Origin of the sequence: Bradyrhizobium sp. SRL28 (assembly GCF_018596315.1) — a bacterium.
Taxonomy (GTDB): domain Bacteria; phylum Pseudomonadota; class Alphaproteobacteria; order Rhizobiales; family Xanthobacteraceae; genus Bradyrhizobium.
In genome coordinates, this window is sequence record NZ_JAHEAG010000021.1 from 1 (window position 1) to 19715 (window position 19715).

Annotated in this window: 18 protein-coding genes; 12 read left to right on the plus strand and 6 right to left on the minus strand. The window is 63.3% G+C overall.

The genetic code is table 11. The features are described 5' to 3' along the window. The first annotated feature begins 149 nt into the window (after window positions 1-149). Window positions 150-398 (plus strand): hypothetical protein, encoded by a 249-nt coding sequence (locus KIP88_RS29985; RefSeq protein ID WP_214491741.1) that lies wholly within the window; start codon window positions 150-152, stop codon window positions 396-398. Between the two features lie 716 nt (window positions 399-1114). Here KIP88_RS29985 and KIP88_RS29990 read toward each other — a convergent pair. After that, window positions 1115-1357 (minus strand): hypothetical protein, encoded by a 243-nt coding sequence (locus KIP88_RS29990; protein WP_214491742.1) that lies wholly within the window; start codon window positions 1355-1357, stop codon window positions 1115-1117. 388 nt (window positions 1358-1745) lie between these two features. On the opposite strand from KIP88_RS29990, the gene KIP88_RS29995 reads away from it, so the two are divergent. After that, window positions 1746-2480, plus strand: a complete 735-nt coding sequence (locus tag KIP88_RS29995) for a GDSL-type esterase/lipase family protein (protein WP_214491743.1) — start codon at window positions 1746-1748, stop codon at window positions 2478-2480. A 149-nt stretch (window positions 2481-2629) separates the two neighbouring features. Here the strand turns inward: KIP88_RS29995 and KIP88_RS30000 are convergent, their stop codons facing one another. Beyond that, on the minus strand, window positions 2630-3553 hold the full coding sequence (locus KIP88_RS30000; protein ID WP_214491744.1) for a LysR family transcriptional regulator: 924 nt from the start codon (window positions 3551-3553) through the stop codon (window positions 2630-2632). A 126-nt stretch (window positions 3554-3679) separates the two neighbouring features. Between KIP88_RS30000 and KIP88_RS30005 the strand changes: the two genes are divergently transcribed. The 5 genes from KIP88_RS30005 (at window position 3680) to KIP88_RS30025 (ending at window position 9886) form a co-directional block, all read left to right on the plus strand. Continuing rightward, on the plus strand, window positions 3680-4846 hold the full coding sequence (locus tag KIP88_RS30005; RefSeq protein WP_214491745.1) for an acyl-CoA dehydrogenase family protein: 1167 nt from the start codon (window positions 3680-3682) through the stop codon (window positions 4844-4846). Between the two features lie 9 nt (window positions 4847-4855). Beyond that, window positions 4856-5986 carry a CaiB/BaiF CoA-transferase family protein gene (locus KIP88_RS30010; RefSeq protein WP_214491746.1) on the plus strand — a complete coding sequence of 377 codons (1131 nt, stop codon included), beginning with the start codon at window positions 4856-4858 and terminating at the stop codon, window positions 5984-5986. Next, window positions 5983-6837 carry a MaoC family dehydratase N-terminal domain-containing protein gene (locus KIP88_RS30015; protein WP_214491747.1) on the plus strand — a complete coding sequence of 285 codons (855 nt, stop codon included), beginning with the start codon at window positions 5983-5985 and terminating at the stop codon, window positions 6835-6837. The genes KIP88_RS30010 and KIP88_RS30015 overlap by 4 nt, the downstream gene beginning before the upstream one ends. A 297-nt stretch (window positions 6838-7134) precedes the next feature. Then, window positions 7135-8871 (plus strand): NAD(P)/FAD-dependent oxidoreductase, encoded by a 1737-nt coding sequence (locus KIP88_RS30020; protein WP_214491748.1) that lies wholly within the window; start codon window positions 7135-7137, stop codon window positions 8869-8871. 52 nt (window positions 8872-8923) lie between these two features. Next, window positions 8924-9886 carry a dihydrodipicolinate synthase family protein gene (locus KIP88_RS30025; RefSeq protein ID WP_214491749.1) on the plus strand — a complete coding sequence of 321 codons (963 nt, stop codon included), beginning with the start codon at window positions 8924-8926 and terminating at the stop codon, window positions 9884-9886. A gap of 40 nt (window positions 9887-9926) precedes the next feature. Here the strand turns inward: KIP88_RS30025 and KIP88_RS47915 are convergent, their stop codons facing one another. Next, window positions 9927-10238 carry an Arc family DNA-binding protein gene (locus tag KIP88_RS47915; RefSeq protein WP_214491750.1) on the minus strand — a complete coding sequence of 104 codons (312 nt, stop codon included), beginning with the start codon at window positions 10236-10238 and terminating at the stop codon, window positions 9927-9929. Between the two features lie 263 nt (window positions 10239-10501). On the opposite strand from KIP88_RS47915, the gene KIP88_RS30035 reads away from it, so the two are divergent. Together KIP88_RS30035 and mdlC are read left to right on the plus strand one after the other, a co-directional pair. Further along, entirely contained in the window at window positions 10502-12061 is a 1560-nt protein-coding gene (locus tag KIP88_RS30035) for an amidase family protein (protein WP_214491751.1), read from the plus strand. Between the two features lie 167 nt (window positions 12062-12228). Further along, the gene (mdlC, locus tag KIP88_RS30040) at window positions 12229-13857 is read left to right on the plus strand and encodes a benzoylformate decarboxylase (protein WP_214491752.1); all 1629 of its coding nucleotides are present in this window, start codon (window positions 12229-12231) and stop codon (window positions 13855-13857) included. Window positions 13858-13994: 137 nt separating this feature from the next. Here mdlC and KIP88_RS30045 read toward each other — a convergent pair whose 3' ends face one another. Further along, a complete protein-coding gene (locus KIP88_RS30045) occupies window positions 13995-14618 on the minus strand; it encodes a hypothetical protein (RefSeq protein WP_214491753.1) in 624 nt (207 codons plus the stop codon). A 120-nt stretch (window positions 14619-14738) separates the two neighbouring features. Between KIP88_RS30045 and KIP88_RS30050 the strand changes: the two genes are divergently transcribed. Continuing rightward, on the plus strand, window positions 14739-15179 hold the full coding sequence (locus KIP88_RS30050; RefSeq protein WP_249791117.1) for a hypothetical protein: 441 nt from the start codon (window positions 14739-14741) through the stop codon (window positions 15177-15179). 168 nt (window positions 15180-15347) lie between these two features. On the opposite strand, the gene KIP88_RS30055 is transcribed toward KIP88_RS30050, so the two are convergent. Together KIP88_RS30055 and KIP88_RS30060 are read right to left on the minus strand one after the other, a co-directional pair. Next, window positions 15348-16142, minus strand: a complete 795-nt coding sequence (locus KIP88_RS30055) for an SDR family oxidoreductase (protein WP_214491754.1) — start codon at window positions 16140-16142, stop codon at window positions 15348-15350. A gap of 23 nt (window positions 16143-16165) precedes the next feature. Continuing rightward, window positions 16166-16861: a hemolysin III family protein gene (locus KIP88_RS30060; protein WP_214491755.1), complete on the minus strand. Its 696-nt coding sequence runs from the start codon at window positions 16859-16861 to the stop codon at window positions 16166-16168. Window positions 16862-17045: 184 nt separating this feature from the next. Here KIP88_RS30060 and KIP88_RS30065 point away from each other — a divergent pair, with 184 nt between their 5' ends. Continuing rightward, window positions 17046-18509, plus strand: coding sequence for a YcjX family protein (locus KIP88_RS30065; RefSeq protein ID WP_214491756.1), 1464 nt, complete (start codon window positions 17046-17048; stop codon window positions 18507-18509). Then, entirely contained in the window at window positions 18506-19537 is a 1032-nt protein-coding gene (locus KIP88_RS30070) for a YcjF family protein (protein ID WP_214491757.1), read from the plus strand. Before KIP88_RS30065 ends, KIP88_RS30070 begins: the two co-directional genes overlap by 4 nt. Window positions 19538-19715: the final 178 nt, after the last annotated feature.

The window sequence follows — 19715 nt, forward strand, 5'->3', positions numbered from 1 at the left end:
TTCATTCGCGACCCAAATCGAATCCTGCGGTCGCGGTACCGAAACGCAACAGACGACCACAATCAGATTTCAAGAATAGAGTTGCAATTGGGGAACCAACCAGACTCAGGTTAGATTCTGCGGGCTTGGAAACTTTGGAGGGGGCTCCAATGCCATACTTCAGTTTTGATCTCGTCATCGGCGCGGAATTCAAAAACCAGGGCGGCATGATCCTCGAAAACACGGAAAACGCGATCGATAAAGCTGACAGCCTCGCGAGCGAACTTTGCATCGTTCGTCCTGAGCTGCGTTCCACGGGGTGTGCGGTGCGTGTCACCGATGGAGACAGTAACGAGTTCTACCGTACTCCGGTCGACCCTATCCCATCGTGGCTGAAATCATCCCGTCGCGCACGATGAGCGACGTGAAGCGCACGAGACCGGATCGGTCTGAAGGTGCAAATTACGGCAAGGGCATAAGTTCAGTTGGTAGCGATCTCTTGCCCTGGGGGCAGCCCGTTCGGCCCTTGAGGGACTCAATCGGCGCTGGAGACTCGTTGGAATGGTTCGGATCAGATGCCGATGACCCGGTCGTGCTCATAAACTCGGCCACGGCAGCGTTCGACGACCATTCCACGTAACTAACGACAGTGAACGTAAGTGCGAACAAGGCGAGAAGCGCGACCGTCACCATGGTGCCTATTCCCTGCCAATGGATTTGGCTACCGAACAATGGCATCGCTCGTCTCCCGAAACGGGGCTTGCGACGGCCTTAAATCAACTCGCGATTTTCAAATGTGAACTACCTCACGTCTCACGGTTACTTGATGCCGAGACGGAATGACGGACGTCTTTCTGCTTGAGCAGATTCGTCGCGCAATGATCTATCATTTGGGCGGAGCAAGTTTGATGACAATGCGGATCGCCTGCGCGCCACCCGGCGGGTCCCCGGTCTATCGGCGCCCAACTACCTATCTCACCAGAATGTACGGAACAGCGAAACCGAGCACGTCTACACACGCGCGACTTGATAGCGCTGAAGTCCCCTGACGGATCAAACGGTCCCGGTCATTTCGACGGCCTCCGCTCGACGTCGATGGCCGCTACGAGCCGTTTAATCTCGCCGTAATCGCCGATCAGCCGCAGACTCGCACCCGGCGGACCCGCCAGCCATGACCGTCCCAGAAACGCTGGTTCACCCATTCGCAACTGCCAAAATCATCGTATGGCCCGCGACTTGCTCCGTAAGGGGCGGGCACATAATAGCGGCCCGGAGCCGCGGCGCCCGCGGCGACGCCGCGCTGTGCGCTTACGGGCGTCGCGGCGAGCGAACCAGCGAATGTAGCCACCGCGACGAAGGCAGCAAATGTCTTCTTCATTCTAGGGGCCTCCTTGCAGGATGACGCCTTCGGTCAGCGCCGGTGGACGGTCAATCCCCAGCGGGGCATCGTATCAGGCCAGCTGAGTGCATTGATAGGGGCTGGCTTCGAGTCGCTTGTCGCAAGTCCTGATGTCCGTTGTGAGTCAATCGCGTCGGCCTGACTGCGTAACGCACTTCCGCTCTGCCCCCGTCAACGGACATCGTCAGGTCGGCCCGGCAGGTCCGTTTCGTGCCCAATTTCGGACTCGTGAGACTTTGCAAAGACAAGCCCGTAGCAGCGTCCATCGCAGCAGGCCGGATGATCCGCGCCCGCAGGCTAGGCGATCTCGCCATAGCGCGCTATCTTCCACCCCACGTTGTCTCGGCTGCAACAGACTTGGTGACCCATGGACAGCGATCCCTCGCAGATTCCGGTTGAGCCGATTCCGTTCGAGCACGGCCTGCCCCACTTTGCGCAGAGCCTGACCAGAGGAAGGGCCAGGATCGTCGCGATCGGCTCGTCGACGACGGCGGGCCACGGCAAAATCAAGGCCTATCCGGAGCGGCTGCTGTCGTTGCTTCAGACCAAATATCCGAACACCAGGATCACCATGGCCAACCAGGGAATCGGCGGCCAGGAAGCGCCGATCGAGCTCGAGCGGTTCGATACCGACGTCATCGCCGAAAAGCCCGATCTGGTGATCTGGCAGGTCGGAACGAATGCTGTCTGGCAAAATCCGACCCTGATTCCTCCACCTCCCTCGTTCAATCAAACCACCGGGGCCATCCGCGATGGACTCGTCAAGCTACGCGACAAAACGCAAGCCGACGTCATCCTGATGGACCTCCAATATGTGCCTGCCGTGCTGACGCCGGCCAAGAAGGACAAGGCGATTGAGATGGTGGAGGCGATCAGCCAACTGGCGCGGGACGCCCGCGTCAATGTGTTCCGCCGCTTCGCATTCATGAAGGGCTTGCATCAGGTTGAGCAGGTCTCGCTCGACCGGATGGTCCACCCGGAGGATGAGCACAGGCTGCACGACAGCGACTGGGCCACCGAGCGTGTGGCGTGGGCGATGAAGCTCGCGATCGTCGGCGGCGTCGACAAGGCACAGGCATCGGCAGCCGCGAACGTCGGCTAGGGCGTTTTGTTGATACTGAACGCCACCAGCAATCGGTCCGGCAGACCAGCGTCGGCCCCTATACAATTGCGGCATGGCAGCTGTAGCCAGATGAGAATGCCGCACCTGACCATTTTGTTCTATGCCAGTCTCTAAGGCCCGATGCTGGCTCAGGCGAGCCTGATGTCCCAGAGGCCCTCTTCGCGGCAGGCGGAAAGTTCGCTGCGAAGCAGCTCGCTCACAAGCGCAATGGCAGTCGAGCCGGGATGATCGATGGGAGACGCAAGGGTCAGTTCACGCATCGGCGACGGCTTTGCGATCGCCGCCGTTTCCAGCCGGCCGCTGGCCACTTCGTGGCGTACCGAGGAAGGCGGCAACAGCGTGTACCCCAACCCTTCTTCGACCAGGCTGGTCAGCACCCGGAAGGAATCGGCTTCCAGCTTGACGTCGAGCTTGAGTTTCTTCTTCGCCGCCGCCTGCTCGATCAGCGCCCGGAGGCCGTGCGAATGACTGGGCAGCACGAGCGTCTGTTTCAGCAGCCAGCCGATATCGACCTGTTTCCTCTGCGCCAGTCCGCTGCCGCGCGGCCCCACGGCGACGATGGGATCGCGGCCGAGGCTCTGCACGGTCAGATGCAGATCGCTCGACGGCCCGTAGATCAGCGCCAGATCCATCTCGCCGCGGTGCAGCCATTCCATCAGATGACCGCTGTAGCTTTCGACGATGCAGAGCGAAATGCCCGGATATTTGTCGACGGTGCGCCGGGCGAGCCGCGCCGAAATCACGCAGCTCACGGTCGGCACCAGCCCGAGCACGACGCGGCCCGAGGGCGGTCCGCCGGCGGACTGGATCTCGTCGCGCACCTGGTCGATCTGCCGGACGATGCCGGCCGTGCGCGCCAGCAGCAGGCGGCCGGCGTCGGTCAGCACCATGCCGCGGCCGTTTCGCGTAAACAGCTCGGCCCGCAATTCATGTTCGAGCAGCTTGATCTGGCGGCTGAGCGCCGGCTGCGCCACCCGCAGCGTGTCGGACGCTTTGCTGAGGCTGCCGAGCTCCGCCACGCAACTGAAGGTCCTGAGCTGCCTGATATCCATTGCTTGCCAATCTTCGAAGGCAGGTTCATACGCTATAACAATTCAGCATAGGAGACCGGCTATGGTTTCACAACCGCCGGCCATCCGGCAATTGACATCCCCCACCATCCATCGCCAGAAAAACCAATGACCGCACAAGAACAACAAGACGAATTCCACGACATCCGCGACGCCGTCGCAAAGCTCTGCGCCCAGTTCCCCGGCGAATACTGGCGCAAGCTCGACCGCCAGATGGCGTACCCCAAGGAGTTCGTCGATGCGCTGACGGAGGCCGGCTACCTCTCGGTGCTGATCCCCGAGGAATATGGCGGCTCCGGGCTAAAACTGTCGGCGGCGGCTGCGATCCTGGAAGAGATCCAGCGGGCCGGCTGCAATGGCGGCGGCTGTCACGCCCAGATGTACACGATGGGCACCGTGCTGCGGCACGGTAACGACGCGCAGAAGGCGAAATACCTGCCCGGGATCGCCAGCGGCAAATTGCGGCTGCAGGCGTTCGGCGTGACCGAGCCGACCAGCGGCACCGATACCTCCTCGCTGAAGACCGTCGCCAAGCGTGACGGCGACCACTACGTCGTCAACGGCCAGAAGATCTGGACCAGCCGCGCCGAACATTCCGACCTGATGATCCTGTTGGCGCGCACCACGCCGAAGGAACAGGCCAAGAAGCGCACCGATGGACTTTCCGTTTTCATCGTCGACATGCGCGAGGCCAAGGGCAACGGTCTGGAGATCCGCCCGATCCGCACCATGATGAACCACGCGACAACAGAGGTGTTCTTCACGGACATGCGCGTGCCCGCGGAAAACCTGATCGGCGACGAAGGCAAGGGGTTTCGTTACATCCTGTCAGGCATGAATGCCGAGCGCATTTTGATCGCGGCCGAATGCATCGGCGATGCCAAATGGTTCATCGCAAAGGCCACTGCCTATGCCAAGGAGCGCGCCGTGTTCGGCCGTCCGATCGGCCAGAATCAAGGCATCCAGTTCCCGATCGCAAAAGCCTACGCCGCGATGCGCGCGGCCGAGCTGATGGTCAAGGAAGCCACCCGCAAGTATGAAGCCGGGCTCGATTGCGGCGCAGAAGCCAACATGGCCAAGATGCTGGCGGCTGATGCCTCCTGGGAGGCGGCCAATGCCTGCGTGCAGACCCATGGCGGCTTCGGCTTTGCCGAGGAATACGACGTCGAGCGCAAGTTCCGCGAAACGCGGCTGTATCAAGTTGCGCCGATCTCGACCAATCTGATCTTGTCCTACGTCGCCGAGCATGTGCTCGGCCTGCCCCGCTCCTACTGAGAACATCAGATGTTGCCGTTAGAGGGATTGATCGTCGTCTCCGTCGAACAGGCGGTCGCAGCACCGTTCTGCAGCTCCAGGCTTGCCGATGCCGGCGCGCATGTCGTCAAGGTCGAACGTCCCGAGGGCGATTTCGCCCGCGGTTATGATGCGGCGGCGAAGGGCCAGAGCAGCTATTTCGTCTGGCTCAACCGCGGCAAGAATTCCGTGGTGATCGATCTCGCGACCAAGGACGGTCGCGCGGCGCTCGAAGAGCTGATCGCGAGCGCCGACGTGCTGCTGCAGAACCTCAAGCCGGGCTCGATGGACAAGCTCGGCTTTTCGCTGGAGCGCTTACGAAAAGATTATCCGGCGCTGATCTGCTGCACCATTTCGGGTTACGGCGACGAGGGCCCCTATGCCGACCGCAAGGCCTACGATCTCCTGATCCAGGCCGAGAGCGGCCTGGCCTCGATCACCGGCGGCCCCGAGGGCCCGTCGCGGGTCGGCATATCAGTCGTCGATATCGCGACCGGCGCCACCGCGCATGCCTCCATCCTCGAAGCGCTGATCGCGCGGGGACGCACCGGCAAGGGTGCCGATATCCGCATCTCGATGTTCGACGTGATGGCGGACTGGATGGCGGTACCGCTGATCAATTCGGAAGCCGGCAATCCGCCGAAGCGGATGGCGCTGGCGCATCCCTCGATCGCCCCCTACGGCGTGTTCAACTCGAAAGACGGCAAGGGCATTTTGATCTCGATCCAGAGCGAGCGCGAATGGAAGAAGCTTTGCGCGGAGGTGCTGGATCAGCCCGACCTGCCCAATGATCCCAGATTCGCCAACATGGTCGAGCGCGTGCGCAACCGCCAGCTCACCGACAAGACGGTGGCCGACAGTTTTGCAGCGATGAATCGCGTCGATCTGCTCAAGCGCCTGGACGCCGCCGACATTGCGTTTGCCGAGGTGAACACCATGGCTGACCTTGCCGTGCACCCGCATCTGCGCCGCATCGAGGTCGATACGCCGAACGGCAAGGTGAGCTACGCCGCGCCCGCCGCGATCTTCGTCGATCAGCCGCGGCACTATGGCGCCGTGCCCGCCATCGGCGACCATGTCGAATTGCCCAAAGCTCCCCGCGCCAAGAGCCGCCAGTCATGACCGAGCCCCTCAACATCGACCACCTGCGCCAATGGATCGGCAACACCACCGAAGCGGCCGATGTCGTCACCGCACAGCTCGTAAAGGGTCTGCGCGCGACGCTGTTCCAGGACATCGGCGAGCCCAAGGCTGGCGATGCCGCGCCATGGACCACGCACTGGTGCCTGGCGCAGCCGGTGTTTCCGATGTCGCAACTCGGCCCCGACGGCCACCCGACCCGCGGCGGCTTCCTGCCGCCGGTGCCACTGCCGCGCCGGATGTGGGCCGGCGGCGAGATCGAATTCCTCGAGCCCTTGCGCGTCGGCGATGAAACGACGCGAACCTCACGCATCTCCGACGTGACGGTGAAGACCGGCTCGACCGGCACGCTGTGCTTTGTTGCCGTCGAACACACGATCACGACGCCGCGCGGCACTGCGATCCGCGAACGTCAGGACATCGTCTATCGCGATATCGGCGGCGCGGCGCCAACTTCGCCGCCCAAGACCCCTCCGCCGCCGCCCGTCGCAAAGCATCGCGAAAGCCATGTCAGCGATCCCGTGTTGCTGTTTCGATACTCGGCGCTGACCTTCAACGGCCACCGCATCCATTACGACCGGGACTACGTCACCAAGGTCGAGAGCTATCCCGGCCTGATCTTCCACGGCCCGCTGCAGGCGGCGCTGATCGTCGAGCTCGCGGCGAAGCTTCATGGCGATAGCGCGCCGAAAAAGTTCAGCTATCGCGGCGTGCAGCCGCTATTCGAAGGCGGCGAGTTCTCGATCAACGCCAGCGAGACCCACGCCGGCATGGAACTGTGGATCGCGAATGCCGAGGGACAGCCGACGATGAAGGGCACGGCGACCTGGTGATTTTCACCGTCATTGCCTGCGACAAACGCAAAGCGTTTGCGCAAGGAAGCGAAGCGACGAAGCAATCCATGCTTCCCGTACGGAGGTATGGATTGCTTCGCTTCGCTCGCAACGACGAAATAAACGTCGGCGACTTTTTCGCAGGGCAATGTTCCCTGACCATTGAGAAGCCGGCGTCAGACGCTCGCGCAGCATAGGTGCCATTCGCGCCCCGGCAACCGCTTGCCGACCTCCGTGCGCCCGCCCTAATCTTGTCAACGGAAACACGACAAGAAAAGCAGAGGGAACAGACAGGCCATGGCTGAGGCGAGTGCAGCACGTCATTCTGAAACGGGAGCTTTTGACGCCGTCGTGGTCGGCGCGGGCTTTGCCGGCCTGTACATGCTGCATCGGTTGCGCGGGCTCGGATTCACGGCACGGGTTTACGAAGCCGGCGGTGGTGTTGGCGGGACGTGGTACTGGAATCGCTATCCCGGCGCGCGCTGCGACGTCGAAAGCCTGCAGTATTCCTTCTCGTTTTCGGAGGAACTGGACCAGGAATGGAACTGGTCGGAGAAGTATTCGCCGCAGCCGGAAATCCTCGCTTACGCCAACCACGTCGCCGATCGCTTCGACCTGCGCAGCCAGATCGTGTTCGATACCCGCGTCACGGCGGCAACGTTCAACGAGGATACCGATAGCTGGCTGATCGAGACCGATCGCGGCGACCGCGTCATCGCAAAATTCTGCATCATGGCGGTTGGTTGTCTGTCGGCGCCGAACCGCCCGGCCTTCCCCGGCATGGATGACTTCAGCGGGCCGATCTATCACACCGGCGAATGGCCGCACGAGGGCGTCGACTTCACCGGCATGCGTGTTGGCGTCATCGGCACCGGCTCGTCAGCTATTCAGTCGATACCGATCATCGCAGCGCAGGCATCGCAGCTCACCGTCTTCCAGCGCACCGCGACCTGGTCGGTGCCGGCGTGGAACGAAGCGCTGTCGGAAGATTATCTGAAGGAAGCCAAGGCGCATTATCCGGAATTACGCGCGAAGGCGCGCGCACGTCCGACCGGCTTCTATTTCCCGTTCAATCTCCAGCCTGCTCTGGAGGCGAACGCGGAGGAGCGGCAGCTGCGATATGAGGCGGCGTGGCAGCGCGGCGGCCTGCCCTTTCTCGGCGCCTATGGCGACCTCCTGTTCGAAAAGTCGGCTAACGACACCGTCGCCGAATTCGCGCGCCAAAAGATCCGCAGCGTCGTCAAGGATCCCGCGACCGCGGAGTTGCTGTGCCCGCAGAACGTGTTCGGCTGCAAGCGGCTCTGTGTCGATACCGATTACTTCGGAACCTACAACCTGCCGCATGTGAAGCTGGTTGATGTATCCAAGACGCCGATTGAGCGCTTCACCGCAGACGGCATTGTGGTGCATGGCACTGAATACAAGGTCGACGCCATCGTTTCTGCGACCGGCTTTGCCGCCATGACCGGCTCGTTCGACAAGATCAAAATCACCGGCCGCAGCGGCCGCACGCTCGCCGAGAAATGGCGCGCCGGCCCTCGCGCCTACCTCGGCCTCGCCTCAGTGGGCTTTCCGAATCTCTTCATGATCACCGGTCCCGGCAGCCCGTCGGTGCTGGCAAGCATGATCCAGGCGATCGAGCAACATGTCGACTGGCTGGCCGATTGCCTCGGCCACATGCGCGATATCGGAGCCGGCAGCATCGAACCGCTGCAGGCTGACGAGGATGCCTGGGTGGCGCACGTCAACGATGTCTCGACGGTTTCGCTGCGCTCGACCTGCAGCTCCTGGTATGTCGGCACCAACATTGCCGGGCGCCCGCGCGTGTTCATGCCCTATATCGGTGGCTTTCCGGTCTATGTGCAGAAGTGCAATGAGGTGATGAACAATGCCTATGAAGGCTTTGTGCTGAAGGGTGCGCGCCTGGGCAATACGCCGCCGCAGGTACGCTTCACCGAACGCTGGCACGTGCCGCTTGATATCGAGGTGATTTCACCGGCCGCCGTGGCTGCGAAGCGCGTACCCGTCGTTTGAGCCGTCGACGCAATCAACACAGCAACGAGAGCAACGCTGAAGGAGACGAGACATGAGCCGCCATCCTGATTTCGTGCCTCAAGGTGTGATTCCGGCCGTGCTGCTGCCGTTCCACGACGATTTCTCGATCGACGAGCCGAGCTTCCGGGCTCACTTGCGCGATGTCGCGGCGGTGCAGGGACTATCTGCCATCACGATCAACGCTCACTCCACCGAAGTCGCCTCGTGCACCCGGGACGAGCAACGTCGCGTCATGGAGATCGCGAGCGAGGAAGTCGGCGATAAATTGCCGATCATTCACGGCGTCTGGGCGGACGGCAGCCTGGAGGCGGCGCGGATTGCGCGCCAGGCTCAGGCCGGCGGGGCTTCGGCACTGCTGGTGTTCCCGCCGGCTCCCTTCACACTCGGGCAGTCGGCCGAGATGGCGCTGGCCCATTTCAAGACCATCAGCGATGCGACCGATCTGCCGCTGATCGTGTTTCAATATCCTTTGGCCACGGGCCAGGGCTATCCGGCAGCGACGCTGGAGCGGCTGTTCGACGAAGTGCCGGCCATCCGCGCTATCAAGGACTGGACGCCAATAGTGCCACAACACGAGAGCCAGATTCGCGCCTTGCAGGGGCGCGCGCGCCCCATCAACGTGCTGTCCACCAACAGCGCGTGGCTTTTAAGCTCGCTGGTGCTCGGCTGCAATGGCCTGCTTTCCGGCAGCGGCAGCGTCATCGCCGACCTCCAGGCCAGGCTCTATCGCGCCGTGAAGGCCAACGATCTTGCGGAAGCGCGCCGGCTGAACGACCGGATTTATCCGATGGCGCGCGTGTTCTATGCCGATCCCTTTGTCGACATGCACAACCGCATGAAGGAAGCGCTGGTGCTGCTTGGCAAACTGCCGCGCACCGTGGTGCGTCCGCCGCTGGTCAAGATATCGGATGCGGAAATTGCGCGGATCCGGGACGCGCTGATCGAGGCAGGGCTGCTCGATGTCCGAACCGCGCAGGGGCGGGACGCGGCATAATCAAGGCTGAAAGATAATTGCAACCACCGCCGGACCGGCGCTAGTCGTCGCGCAGCCTGAGTTGCTCGACCATGGACGCTATTTCTCCCTCGAACTTCGCAAGGCGGTCGCCCTGTGCCTTGAGGCGGTCGGATAACTTCTGCATCTCGTCGCGCTCAAGTGACTGCGTGAGCCGTTGAATGATCTCGTCGTTGAGCGAGCGCCCATCCGCCGCTTCGACGAGTTTGTCTCGCATCCCCTCTGGCAGACGGATCTGAAATCGATCCGAAGTCCTGCCATTCCCTGTTGTTTTCTTTATCCGGGGTGCCACGTCCGTGGCTGATTTCGGTAAGGCTGCCTTTTTCTTGGCCACGCTCGTCTCTCCAAAGGCCAAGCCGTAAGGAATTGCGCCTCGATGAAGCTTGCGAAGCAACCTGACAATTCAGGCGTGATTGAGGACGTTGACCAAAGATCAGGCGCGCTGCATTCGACCTGACCCCTTGGCCCATAGCTTGCCCCCCGGTTCATCGTCATCAAACCAACCATCGTCCCGGTAGCACCCCACAAAAGTCCCCGCCGTCTCGACTCGCGGCCCCGGCGTCTTTAACGTATCCCGCCACAGCAAGGGGGCAAGAAATGGCAAAGAAAACCGTGATCAAGCGGAAGAACGGCGCGGCAAAGACAGCGCCGAAGAAATCAACGAAAAAGTCCGCCGGCCGCGCAGTCGCAAAAACGCAGAAGATGGCGGTCTCACGAAAGCCCGCCAAGGCGCGACCGCCCAAGGGTCCGGTTTGGCAATGGTCGGCGCTGCAGACGGCAGCCGCCATCCGCTCAGGAGCGGTTTCCTCGATCGAGGTTGTCGAAGCGCATATCGCGCGCATGCGCGATGTCAATCCAAAGCTCAACGCGGTCGTTGTCGATCTATCGGACGAAGCGCTGAAGGCGGCAAAAGCTGCGGACAACGCCCGGACAAGAAAGACAGAGCTTGGCCCGCTGCACGGCGTGCCGATCACGATCAAGGAAAACGTCGACTATGAGGGGAGACCCAACCCCAACGGTGTGGCCGCGCAGATGAACATTATCGCCCCCTCTGATGCGCCGGTCGTGCGCAATCTCAAGAAGGCCGGCGCAATCGTGGTCGGCCTGACCAATACGCCCGAGTTCTCGTTGCGCGGCTTTACCGAAAACCCGCTGCACGGGCTTACGCTGAACCCGTGGGATGCCGATATCACCTGCGGCGGCTCGTCGGGCGGCGCCGGTGCCGCGGTGGCAGCCGGCATCGGCACGATCGCACACGGCAACGACATCGGTGGTTCGTTGCGCTGGCCGGCGCACTGCAACGGCGTCGTCACCATCAAGCCGACGCAGGGCCGCGTCCCGGCCTATAACGAGAGCGCCGCGGCCGAGCGACCGATGCTCGCTCAACTGATGTCTGCGCAAGGGCCGCTGGCGCGCAGCGTCGGCGACGTCAGGATGGCGCTCGAGGTCATGAGCCAGCGCGACCCGCGGGATCCCTGGTGGGTCGCCGCGCCTCTGGTCGGACCGAAACCGAAGGGCCCAATCAAGGTCGCGCTCGCGAAGCTGCCTGACGACATGGACGTTGCTCCCTCGGTGCGTGCTGCGCTCAGGCAGGCCGCGGACCATCTCGAGCGTTCGGGCTATCGCGTCAGCGAAATCGAAGTCCCTGATATCAACGGTGTCTGGCAGACCTGGTGCGACATCATCGCGAATGAAACCGCGATGATGCAGGAAGCCGCGATGCTGAAAGTGACTTCGCCCGATTTCCATGCCGCCTACAACGGCATCAAGGCAAAGGCAAACACGCTCGACTTGTTGGGCTGGATGCGCGCCACGGCTGCGCGCAACACCCATATCCGGGCCTGGCAGTTGTTCCTTGAGGATTTCCCTGTCGTGCTCGCCCCGACGACGGTGAAGCCGACGCCTGGCCCGCGCGAGGATGCAATCAGCCCGGAGCGCACGCGTGAACTGTTCTGGAACGACCTGCGTTTCATTTCCGCGATCAATGTGCTCGGTCTGCCCGGCGCCGTCGTGCCTGTAACGCTGCATGAGGGCCAACCGATCGGCGTGCAGTTGATTGCAGGACGCTATCGCGAGGACCTCGCACTGGATGCGGCGGCAGCAATCGAGAAGCGCGCGGGAACGCTGGTACCCCGGTTGTGGGAGAAGATGGCCTGAGCGAGCCCTTGGCCGTGGCGTGCCGGATTCATGTGCGTCTCCCGGGCCGTCATCGCGCGCCATTGGCTTGACTTCGCAAGGTAATCCATCGAGAGGTGGATTGCTTCCGCCTTCGCCCTCAAGCCATGGCGGGGCTTTAAGAAAATCCAAATGGGAGCCGCCGCCCGATGTCGTCCCGCAAGTCAGCCAAAACCGCGAGCGCCTCGCTCACCGTCAAGGACGCCACCTTCGGCCTGCTCCGCGCGTTCGGCATCAAGCGCGTGTTCGGCAATCCCGGCTCGACCGAATTGCCGTTCCTCAGCGACTGGCCCGATGACATCGATTACGTGCTCGGCCTGCAGGAGGCCTCCGTCGTCGGCATGGCCGATGGCTATGCGCAGGCCACCCGCAACGCCGGCTTCGTCAACCTCCATTCCGGCGCCGGCGTCGGCAATGCGCTCGGCAATATCTACACCGCTCATCGCAACCAGACGCCGCTGGTGATCACGGCAGGGCAGCAGGCGCGCTCGATCCTGCCGCTGCAGGCCTTTCTCTACGCCGAGCGCGCCTCGGAATTTCCGCGGCCCTATGTCAAATACAGCGTCGAGCCGGCGCGGGCCGAAGACGTGCCGGCGGCGATCGCGCGCGCCTATTACGTCGCGATGCAGCCGCCCTGCGGGCCGACCTTCGTCTCGATCCCGATCGACGACTGGACGCGCCCGACGCAGCCGATCGAAGCCCGCCGCGTCAGCCGCGAACTCGGCCCCGACGCGGAGGCGATGAAGGCGCTGGTTGCCGCGCTCTCGGCGAGCAAGCGCCCTGCCCTCGTCATCGGTCCCGGCGTCGATCGCGCCGGGGTGGTCGATCTGATGGTGCGGGTCGCGGAAAAGGCAAAGGCAGCGGTATGGGTCAGTCCATTCTCGGCCCGCTGCTCATTCCCGGAACGTCACCCGCAGTTTGCAGGCTTCCTGCACGCCTCGCCGGGCCAGCTATCGGACGCGCTGCGCGATCACGACCTCGTGGTGGTGATCGGCGCGCCGGTATTCACCTTCCATGTCGAGGGCCATGCCTCCATCTTCGACGGCGCCACCACGATCTTCCAGATCACCGACGACCCGGACGCAGCCGCCGTTACGCCATCGGGCGCCAGCATCATCGCAACCATGAAGCCGGCGCTTTCGCTGTTGCTCGACATGGTTCCGGAATCAAAGCGCGCCATGCCTTCGGGCCGCGTGCTTCCTCCGGCGCCATCAGCCGCTGATCCGCTTCCCATCGAATTCCTGCTGCACTCCCTCTCTGAAGCCATGCCTGCCAATGCGGCGCTGGTGGAGGAAGCGCCCTCGCATCGCCCGGCGATGCAAAAGTTCATGCCGATGCGCGGCCAGGACAGCTTTTACACCATGGCGAGCGGCGGCCTCGGCTACGGCCTGCCCGCCGCCGTCGGCATGGCGCTCGGACGTCCCGGCGTCCGCACGGTCTGCCTGATCGGCGACGGCTCGGCGATGTATTCCATCCAGGCGCTGTGGACCGCGGCCCGGCGCAACCTGCCACTCACGGTCGTCGTCATCAACAACGCCGGCTATGGCGCGATGCGCTCGTTCAGCCAGGTGATGCAGGTGCGCAATGTGCCGGGCCTCGAACTGCCCGGCATCGATTTCGTCAAGCTCGCCGAAGGCATGGGCTGCCACGCCGTGCGGGTGACGAAATCATCCGAACTCGCGGGCGCGCTCAGCTACGGCCTGTCGCATGACGGCACCAGCCTGATCGAGGTGATGGTGGATTCCGCCTTGCCGCTGCTCTACGCGCAGAAGGGGTGAGGCGAAGCTCTCTCCACGTCATTGCGAGCGAAGCGAAGCAATCCATAGCCCAGCACGCGGAGGCATGGATTGCTTCGTCGCTTCGCTCCTCGCAATGACGTGGAGAGAGACGTGCCGCCGCTTTGCGCGCAGAAAAGCTAGCCACGGCGCGATGTGCGCGCCGCTGCGATTACACCCGCAAGTCGGCCATAATCCGCCCAGACCAAGTTCAGGAACAACGGCGGCTCCTGCTTCGCCTGCAGCATCTGCGCGCAGCGTTCCCGGGCGCCTTCCATCTCCCACCATTTCTGCGCCGACATCGCAACTCTGCGGAAGCGGTTGAGCGTTCCCGAAAATGTCTTGCGATCGGCCGCGGCAAGGCCGGCGCAATAGGTGAGCCAGTTGAATCCGGCGATGACGGCAATCGCCAGATCGCTCATCGTATTGCCGGTGAACTCGATCACCGTTTCATCGTGCGGCAACTGACGAAGATACGCGTCCAGTATCGCCGGTTGCGAGCCAGGTTCGGCAAGCAGCCTGAATTCACCCCTCGGCACCGTCAGCAGATAGCGCATGGCTTCCAGCCGCGTGTGATCGCAGACCGAGTTCTTGTCGGCGCCGGCATCCGACGACGTTCGCTTGCAGGCCGGATAGACCCATTTCCCGTTGTCGGCCTCGTCGAGATATTGCCTGCCCCGCTTCTCGATATCCGCGATCAGCGCATGCGGAGCATCCGGCGGCGGCGCCGGAGCTTTTCCAAATGGCCAGGCACGCCAGCTCATGGAACCCCATTTGATTCAAAGGCTTACCAATTCGCCTGCCAGTAGCGCACGCGGCGTTTACTTGACGGCACTCTACGCTCGCACGAGAATTCGGTATGGGGCAACCGTGGAGTGAATGTCATGAGTAAGACAAGTCTCGGAAAAGCTGCCCTCGCGGTCTCCGTCTTCACCTGCGCGACCACGCTTTCGTTTGGCTGGAGCGAACAGAAGGGCGCTTCGCTGTCTATCGAACGCGCGCAGGCGCAGATGGCCGATCCATACGCCCCGGGCGTTGCCCGGCGGCAGGCGCGGCGAACCGCGGCCGATGCCGCCGCAGTGGGCACAGGTGCTGTTGCAGCCGGTGCTGTCGTAGCCGGAGCTGTTGCAGCCGGAGCGACCGCCCCCTACTACGCCGGCGGTGGTCCCTACGCCTATTACGGCGGACCGGGCGTTTACGCCGGTCCCTCCTATTACAGCGGTCCCGGCGTATGGAGCCAGGACTACGCGGCGCGCAACGGCATCATCTGCCAGCCCGGCACACTGGTCCGCCTCGACGACGGCCTGATGCACCGCTGTCAGTAAGAGAGGTCATCGGGAAAGGCGGCCGAGGGCCGCCCTTCTCGTTCGCAACCCTATCGCGAAAATTCGTAGCCCGGATGGAGCGCAGCGCAATCCGGGACAGTCTCACAGCGGTCATCCGCAGATAGACCTATCCCGGATTTCGCTTCGCTGCATCCGGGCTACGGTGGCTCACTTCCCGTAACTCTCGCGCATCTTCGCCTGGATCTTGGCCATGCCTGATATCCAGCGGTCGTAATTCTCGGTCTTCTTGCGCATGTAGCCCAGCACCTGCGGGTGCGGCAGGATCACAAAGGTTTCCTCTTCCAGTCCCTTCAGCACATCCTGCGCCACCTGCTCCGGCGAAAGGTCGCCGTCGCCGGATTGCGGGCCCTTCGGGATCGAGCGCAGCATGTTGGTATCGACGCCCTGCGGGCACAGGATCGACACCTTGATGTTGTCGGCCTTGTGCGAGATCGCCAGGTTTTCCGCAAAACCCACCGCGGCATGCTTGGTGGTCGAATAGGCCGGGCTGCCGACCTGCGACAGCAAGCCCGCCGCCGAAATCGTGTTGAGGAAATAGCCGCCGCCGCGCGCCTTCATGCGCGGGATCAGGTGCCGCGCCGCATAGACATGGGCCATGACATGAACGGCCCAGCTTCGCTGCCACGGTTCGTCGGAGCTTCCGCCGGCATTGACCGACATCGGATCGAAACCGCCGCCGATGCCGGCATTGGAGCAGAACAGCGCGATCGGGCCGAACTGGCGCTCGGTCTCCTCGATGACGTGAAGGATATCCTTCTCCTTTCCGACATCGCATTTGAAGGCCGCCCCACCGATCGGGGTGGCGACGGCCCGCGCGCCATCGGGATCGATATCGGCGACAACAACCTTGGCCGCGCCTGCGCGATGGAAGGCCTCGCTCATCGCCTTCCCGATGCCGTTGCCTCCACCGGTGACAACCACGATTTTGCCAGTCACCTGCATGGCCGCTCTCCCCTCGATTATCGTTACGTCAGAACCATATCAAGGATAGCCGTATAGTGGCAGGCCGCGCCGAGCAAGACGAAGCCATGCCAGATCGCGTTCTGGAAGCGCAGCCGCTGCCAGGCGTGGAAGATCACACCGGAAGTATACAGCACGCCGCCCGCGAGCGTGAAACCCAGCGTCAGCGTTGGCAACTTCTCCACCACGGCATCATAGAGCATCATGCCGCTCCAGCCCATGGCGAGGTAAAGTCCGGTCGCCAGCCGGTCGTATCGCCCCGGCAGTGCGATCTTCAGCACGATGCCGACGATCGCCAAACACCACACTCCGATCAGAAGCGCGATGGCGAAATAGCTTTCCTTCAGTTGCATGATGAACGGCGTATAGGTGGCCGCGATCAGCAGATAGATCGCGGAATGATCGAAGCGGCGCAGTACCCATTTGGCGCGCGAGACCGGCCAGAGATTATAGGTCGCCGACAGCACCAGCATCGCCAGCAGGCCCGCGACATAGATCGACACGGCGGCGATATCGACGGCGGTGGCATAGACAGCCGTCAATACGATCAGCGCGGTGGCGGCCACCAGGCCAAAGCAGACCCCGACGATATGCACGACGCCATCGGCGATCAGCTCGGCGCGGTCGTAGTTCCAGTGCATGGCGTCGGCCGCCGCATGGAAGGATGTCGAGGCGATTTGCTTGAGCTTGAAGATCGTCATGCGGGCCCGGCAAAGCTAGTTGGAGGGCGATAAGATCTGGGTCTCGACCGGTCAACGAACCGTTCAATATCCGGTTCACCCAGAAACGCGACTTAAGTGTGAAGCTTGATTTTGGCCGGCCAATCGCCACTTTTCCGGTAATCGCCCACCAACGCCCCTCCTGCATCGAGCCTTCCACGCCCGCATGGCCCCCAGTTTTTCAGACATTGTCGAGGAAGCGCGCCTGTCGGCGCGGGCGCTTCTGGACTACGGCGACAGCTTCTTCCACCCGACGGTGCGGCTCGGCGTCACAGGCCTGTCGCGCGCCGGCAAGACCGTGTTCATCACGGCGCTGATCCACGGCCTGACCCGCGGCGGAAGGTTTCCGGTGTTCGAGCCCTATGCCACGGGCCGGATCGCCCGCGCCCGGCTCGAGCCGCAGCCGGACGATGCCGTGCCGCGCTTCGACTATGAGAACCACGTCCGCACCCTGATCGAGGAGCGGCGCTGGCCGAACTCGACCGTCGACATCAGCGAACTGCGCCTCGTCATCGACTACCAGCGCCAGAACGGCGCCGACCGCACGCTCACCATCGACATCGTCGATTATCCCGGCGAGTGGCTGCTGGATCTGCCGCTGCTCAACAAGAGTTTTGAGCAATGGTCGGCGGAAAGCCTTGCGTTGTCGCGCGAGGGCCCGCGCGCAAAACTCGCCGCGCCGTGGCATGAGCATCTGAAGACGCTTCATCCCGACGATCGAGAGAACGAACAGGCGACGCTCGCCGCTGCAAAATTGTTCACGGATTATCTACGCGCCTGCCGCGACGAACGTTTTGCGATGAGCCTGCTGCCGCCAGGCCGTTTCCTGATGCCGGGCAATCTCGCAGGCTCGCCGGCGCTGACCTTTGCACCGCTGGAGGTGGCCGCCGATGGCAGCGCGCCCGACGGTTCGCTATGGGCGATGATGCGGCGGCGCTATGAAGCCTACAAGGACGTCGTGGTGCGCCCGTTCTTCCGCGATCATTTTGCGCGGCTCGACCGGCAGATCGTGCTGGTCGATGCGCTCGCGGCGTTCAATGCCGGGCCGGAAGCGCTGCACGATCTCGAAGCCGCGCTTACCGGCATTCTCGATTGCTTCCACATCGGCCGCAGCACGATCCTGAGCAGCCTGTTTCGTCCCCGGATCGATCGCATTCTGTTTGCCGCCACCAAGGCCGATCATTTGCACCATCAGAGCCATGACCGGCTGGAAGCCGTGCTGCGGCGGGCGGTCGCCAAGGCGGCCGACCGTGCCGAATATGCCGGTGCGACAATCGACGTCGTCGCGCTATCAGCGGTGCGCGCCACGCGCGAGGCGCAAGTCGCGCGCGGCCGGGAGAAGCTGCCGTCCATCATCGGCACGCCCGCGCCCGGCGAGAGCGCCAATGGCGATACCTTCGATGGCGAGACTGAAGTGGCGACCTTTCCAGGCGACCTGCCCGCGGACCCTGAGGAACTGTTCAATGGCGGCTTTCGCGGCCTTTCCAGCACCGCTTCCGAACAGGCCGATTTCCGCTTCCTGCGCTTCCGGCCGCCGCTGCTGGAACGACCGGCCAACGACGAGCCCGCGCTGCCTCACATCCGCCTTGACCGCGCCCTCCAGTTCCTGATCGGAGACCGACTGCAATGAGCGAGAAGACGCCGCATCGGCGGCCGGCGACGTTCAAGCTCGGCGATCCCGGCGTGGTCGTGATGGGTCCGGATGAAACCGGACGCCCCGCCCGCGGCACCGTGCACATCACGCCCGAAGCCGATCCTGCCACCCTGCCTGTGCCGATCGATGCGCCGCGTGTCCCGGCACGCCGCGGCTTCCGCTGGGGAACGCTGTTCTGGTCCGCCGTCGGCGGGCTGGTGCTGCTCGGCCTTGGACTCGGTGTGGTCAATCTGATCGAGGACCTGTTCGCGCGCAGCGAAACCCTGGGCTACGTCGCGCTGGCATTCGCCACCGCTGCAGCGCTGGCGCTGGCGGTTGTCATCGGGCGCGAAGCCTTCGGGCTGGCGCGGCTGGCGGCGATCGAAAAGCTGCATCAGCGCGCGGCCGAGGTGCTGCGCAGCGACGACCGCGCCGAGAGCCGCGCCGTCGTCAACGACCTGCTGAAACTCGCGCACCAGAACCCGCAACTGGCCCGCGCCCGCGCCGCGCTGGTGAGCCATGCCGACGACATCATCGACGGCGCCGACATGATCAAGCTGGCGGAGCGCGAATTGATGGCGCCGCTGGATGAGGAAGCGCGGCGGCTGGTCTCGACCGCGGCACAGCGCGTCTCGGTGGTGACCGCCGTTAGCCCGCGCGCGCTGATCGACGTGCTGTTCGTGTTCGTCGCCGCGATGCGGCTGATCCGGCAATTGGCGCGGCTCTATGGCGGCCGGCCGGGCACGCTCGGCATGATCAGCCTGCTGCGTCACGTCATCGGCCACCTCGCCATCACCGGCGGCATGGCGGTCGGCGACAGCCTGGTACAGCAGATGCTCGGCCACGGCATTGCGGCAAAACTCTCGCAGCGGCTCGGCGAAGGCGTGCTCAACGGCCTGCTCACGGCAAGATTGGGGTTAGCCGCGATCGACGTCACCCGCCCGCTGCCGTTCACCGCACTGCCGCGGCCAGCGCTCGGCGATCTCGCGAAGGATTTGCTGCGCAAGCGCGACGGCGAGGAGTGAAGTTCTATTTCGCCAGGGCAGCGTTGAGGGAGAAGAGTTGTCAGCGCTGTTGAAGCGCTATGCTTATCCGCAGCGTCCAAAAGTTTCAAAACAATGAAAGCTCGAGTGTTGGTTGCCGATCGCACCGTCTCGCTCATTCAAACCTATCTTGCCGCGCATTCACTTTTTCTCTTCGCCG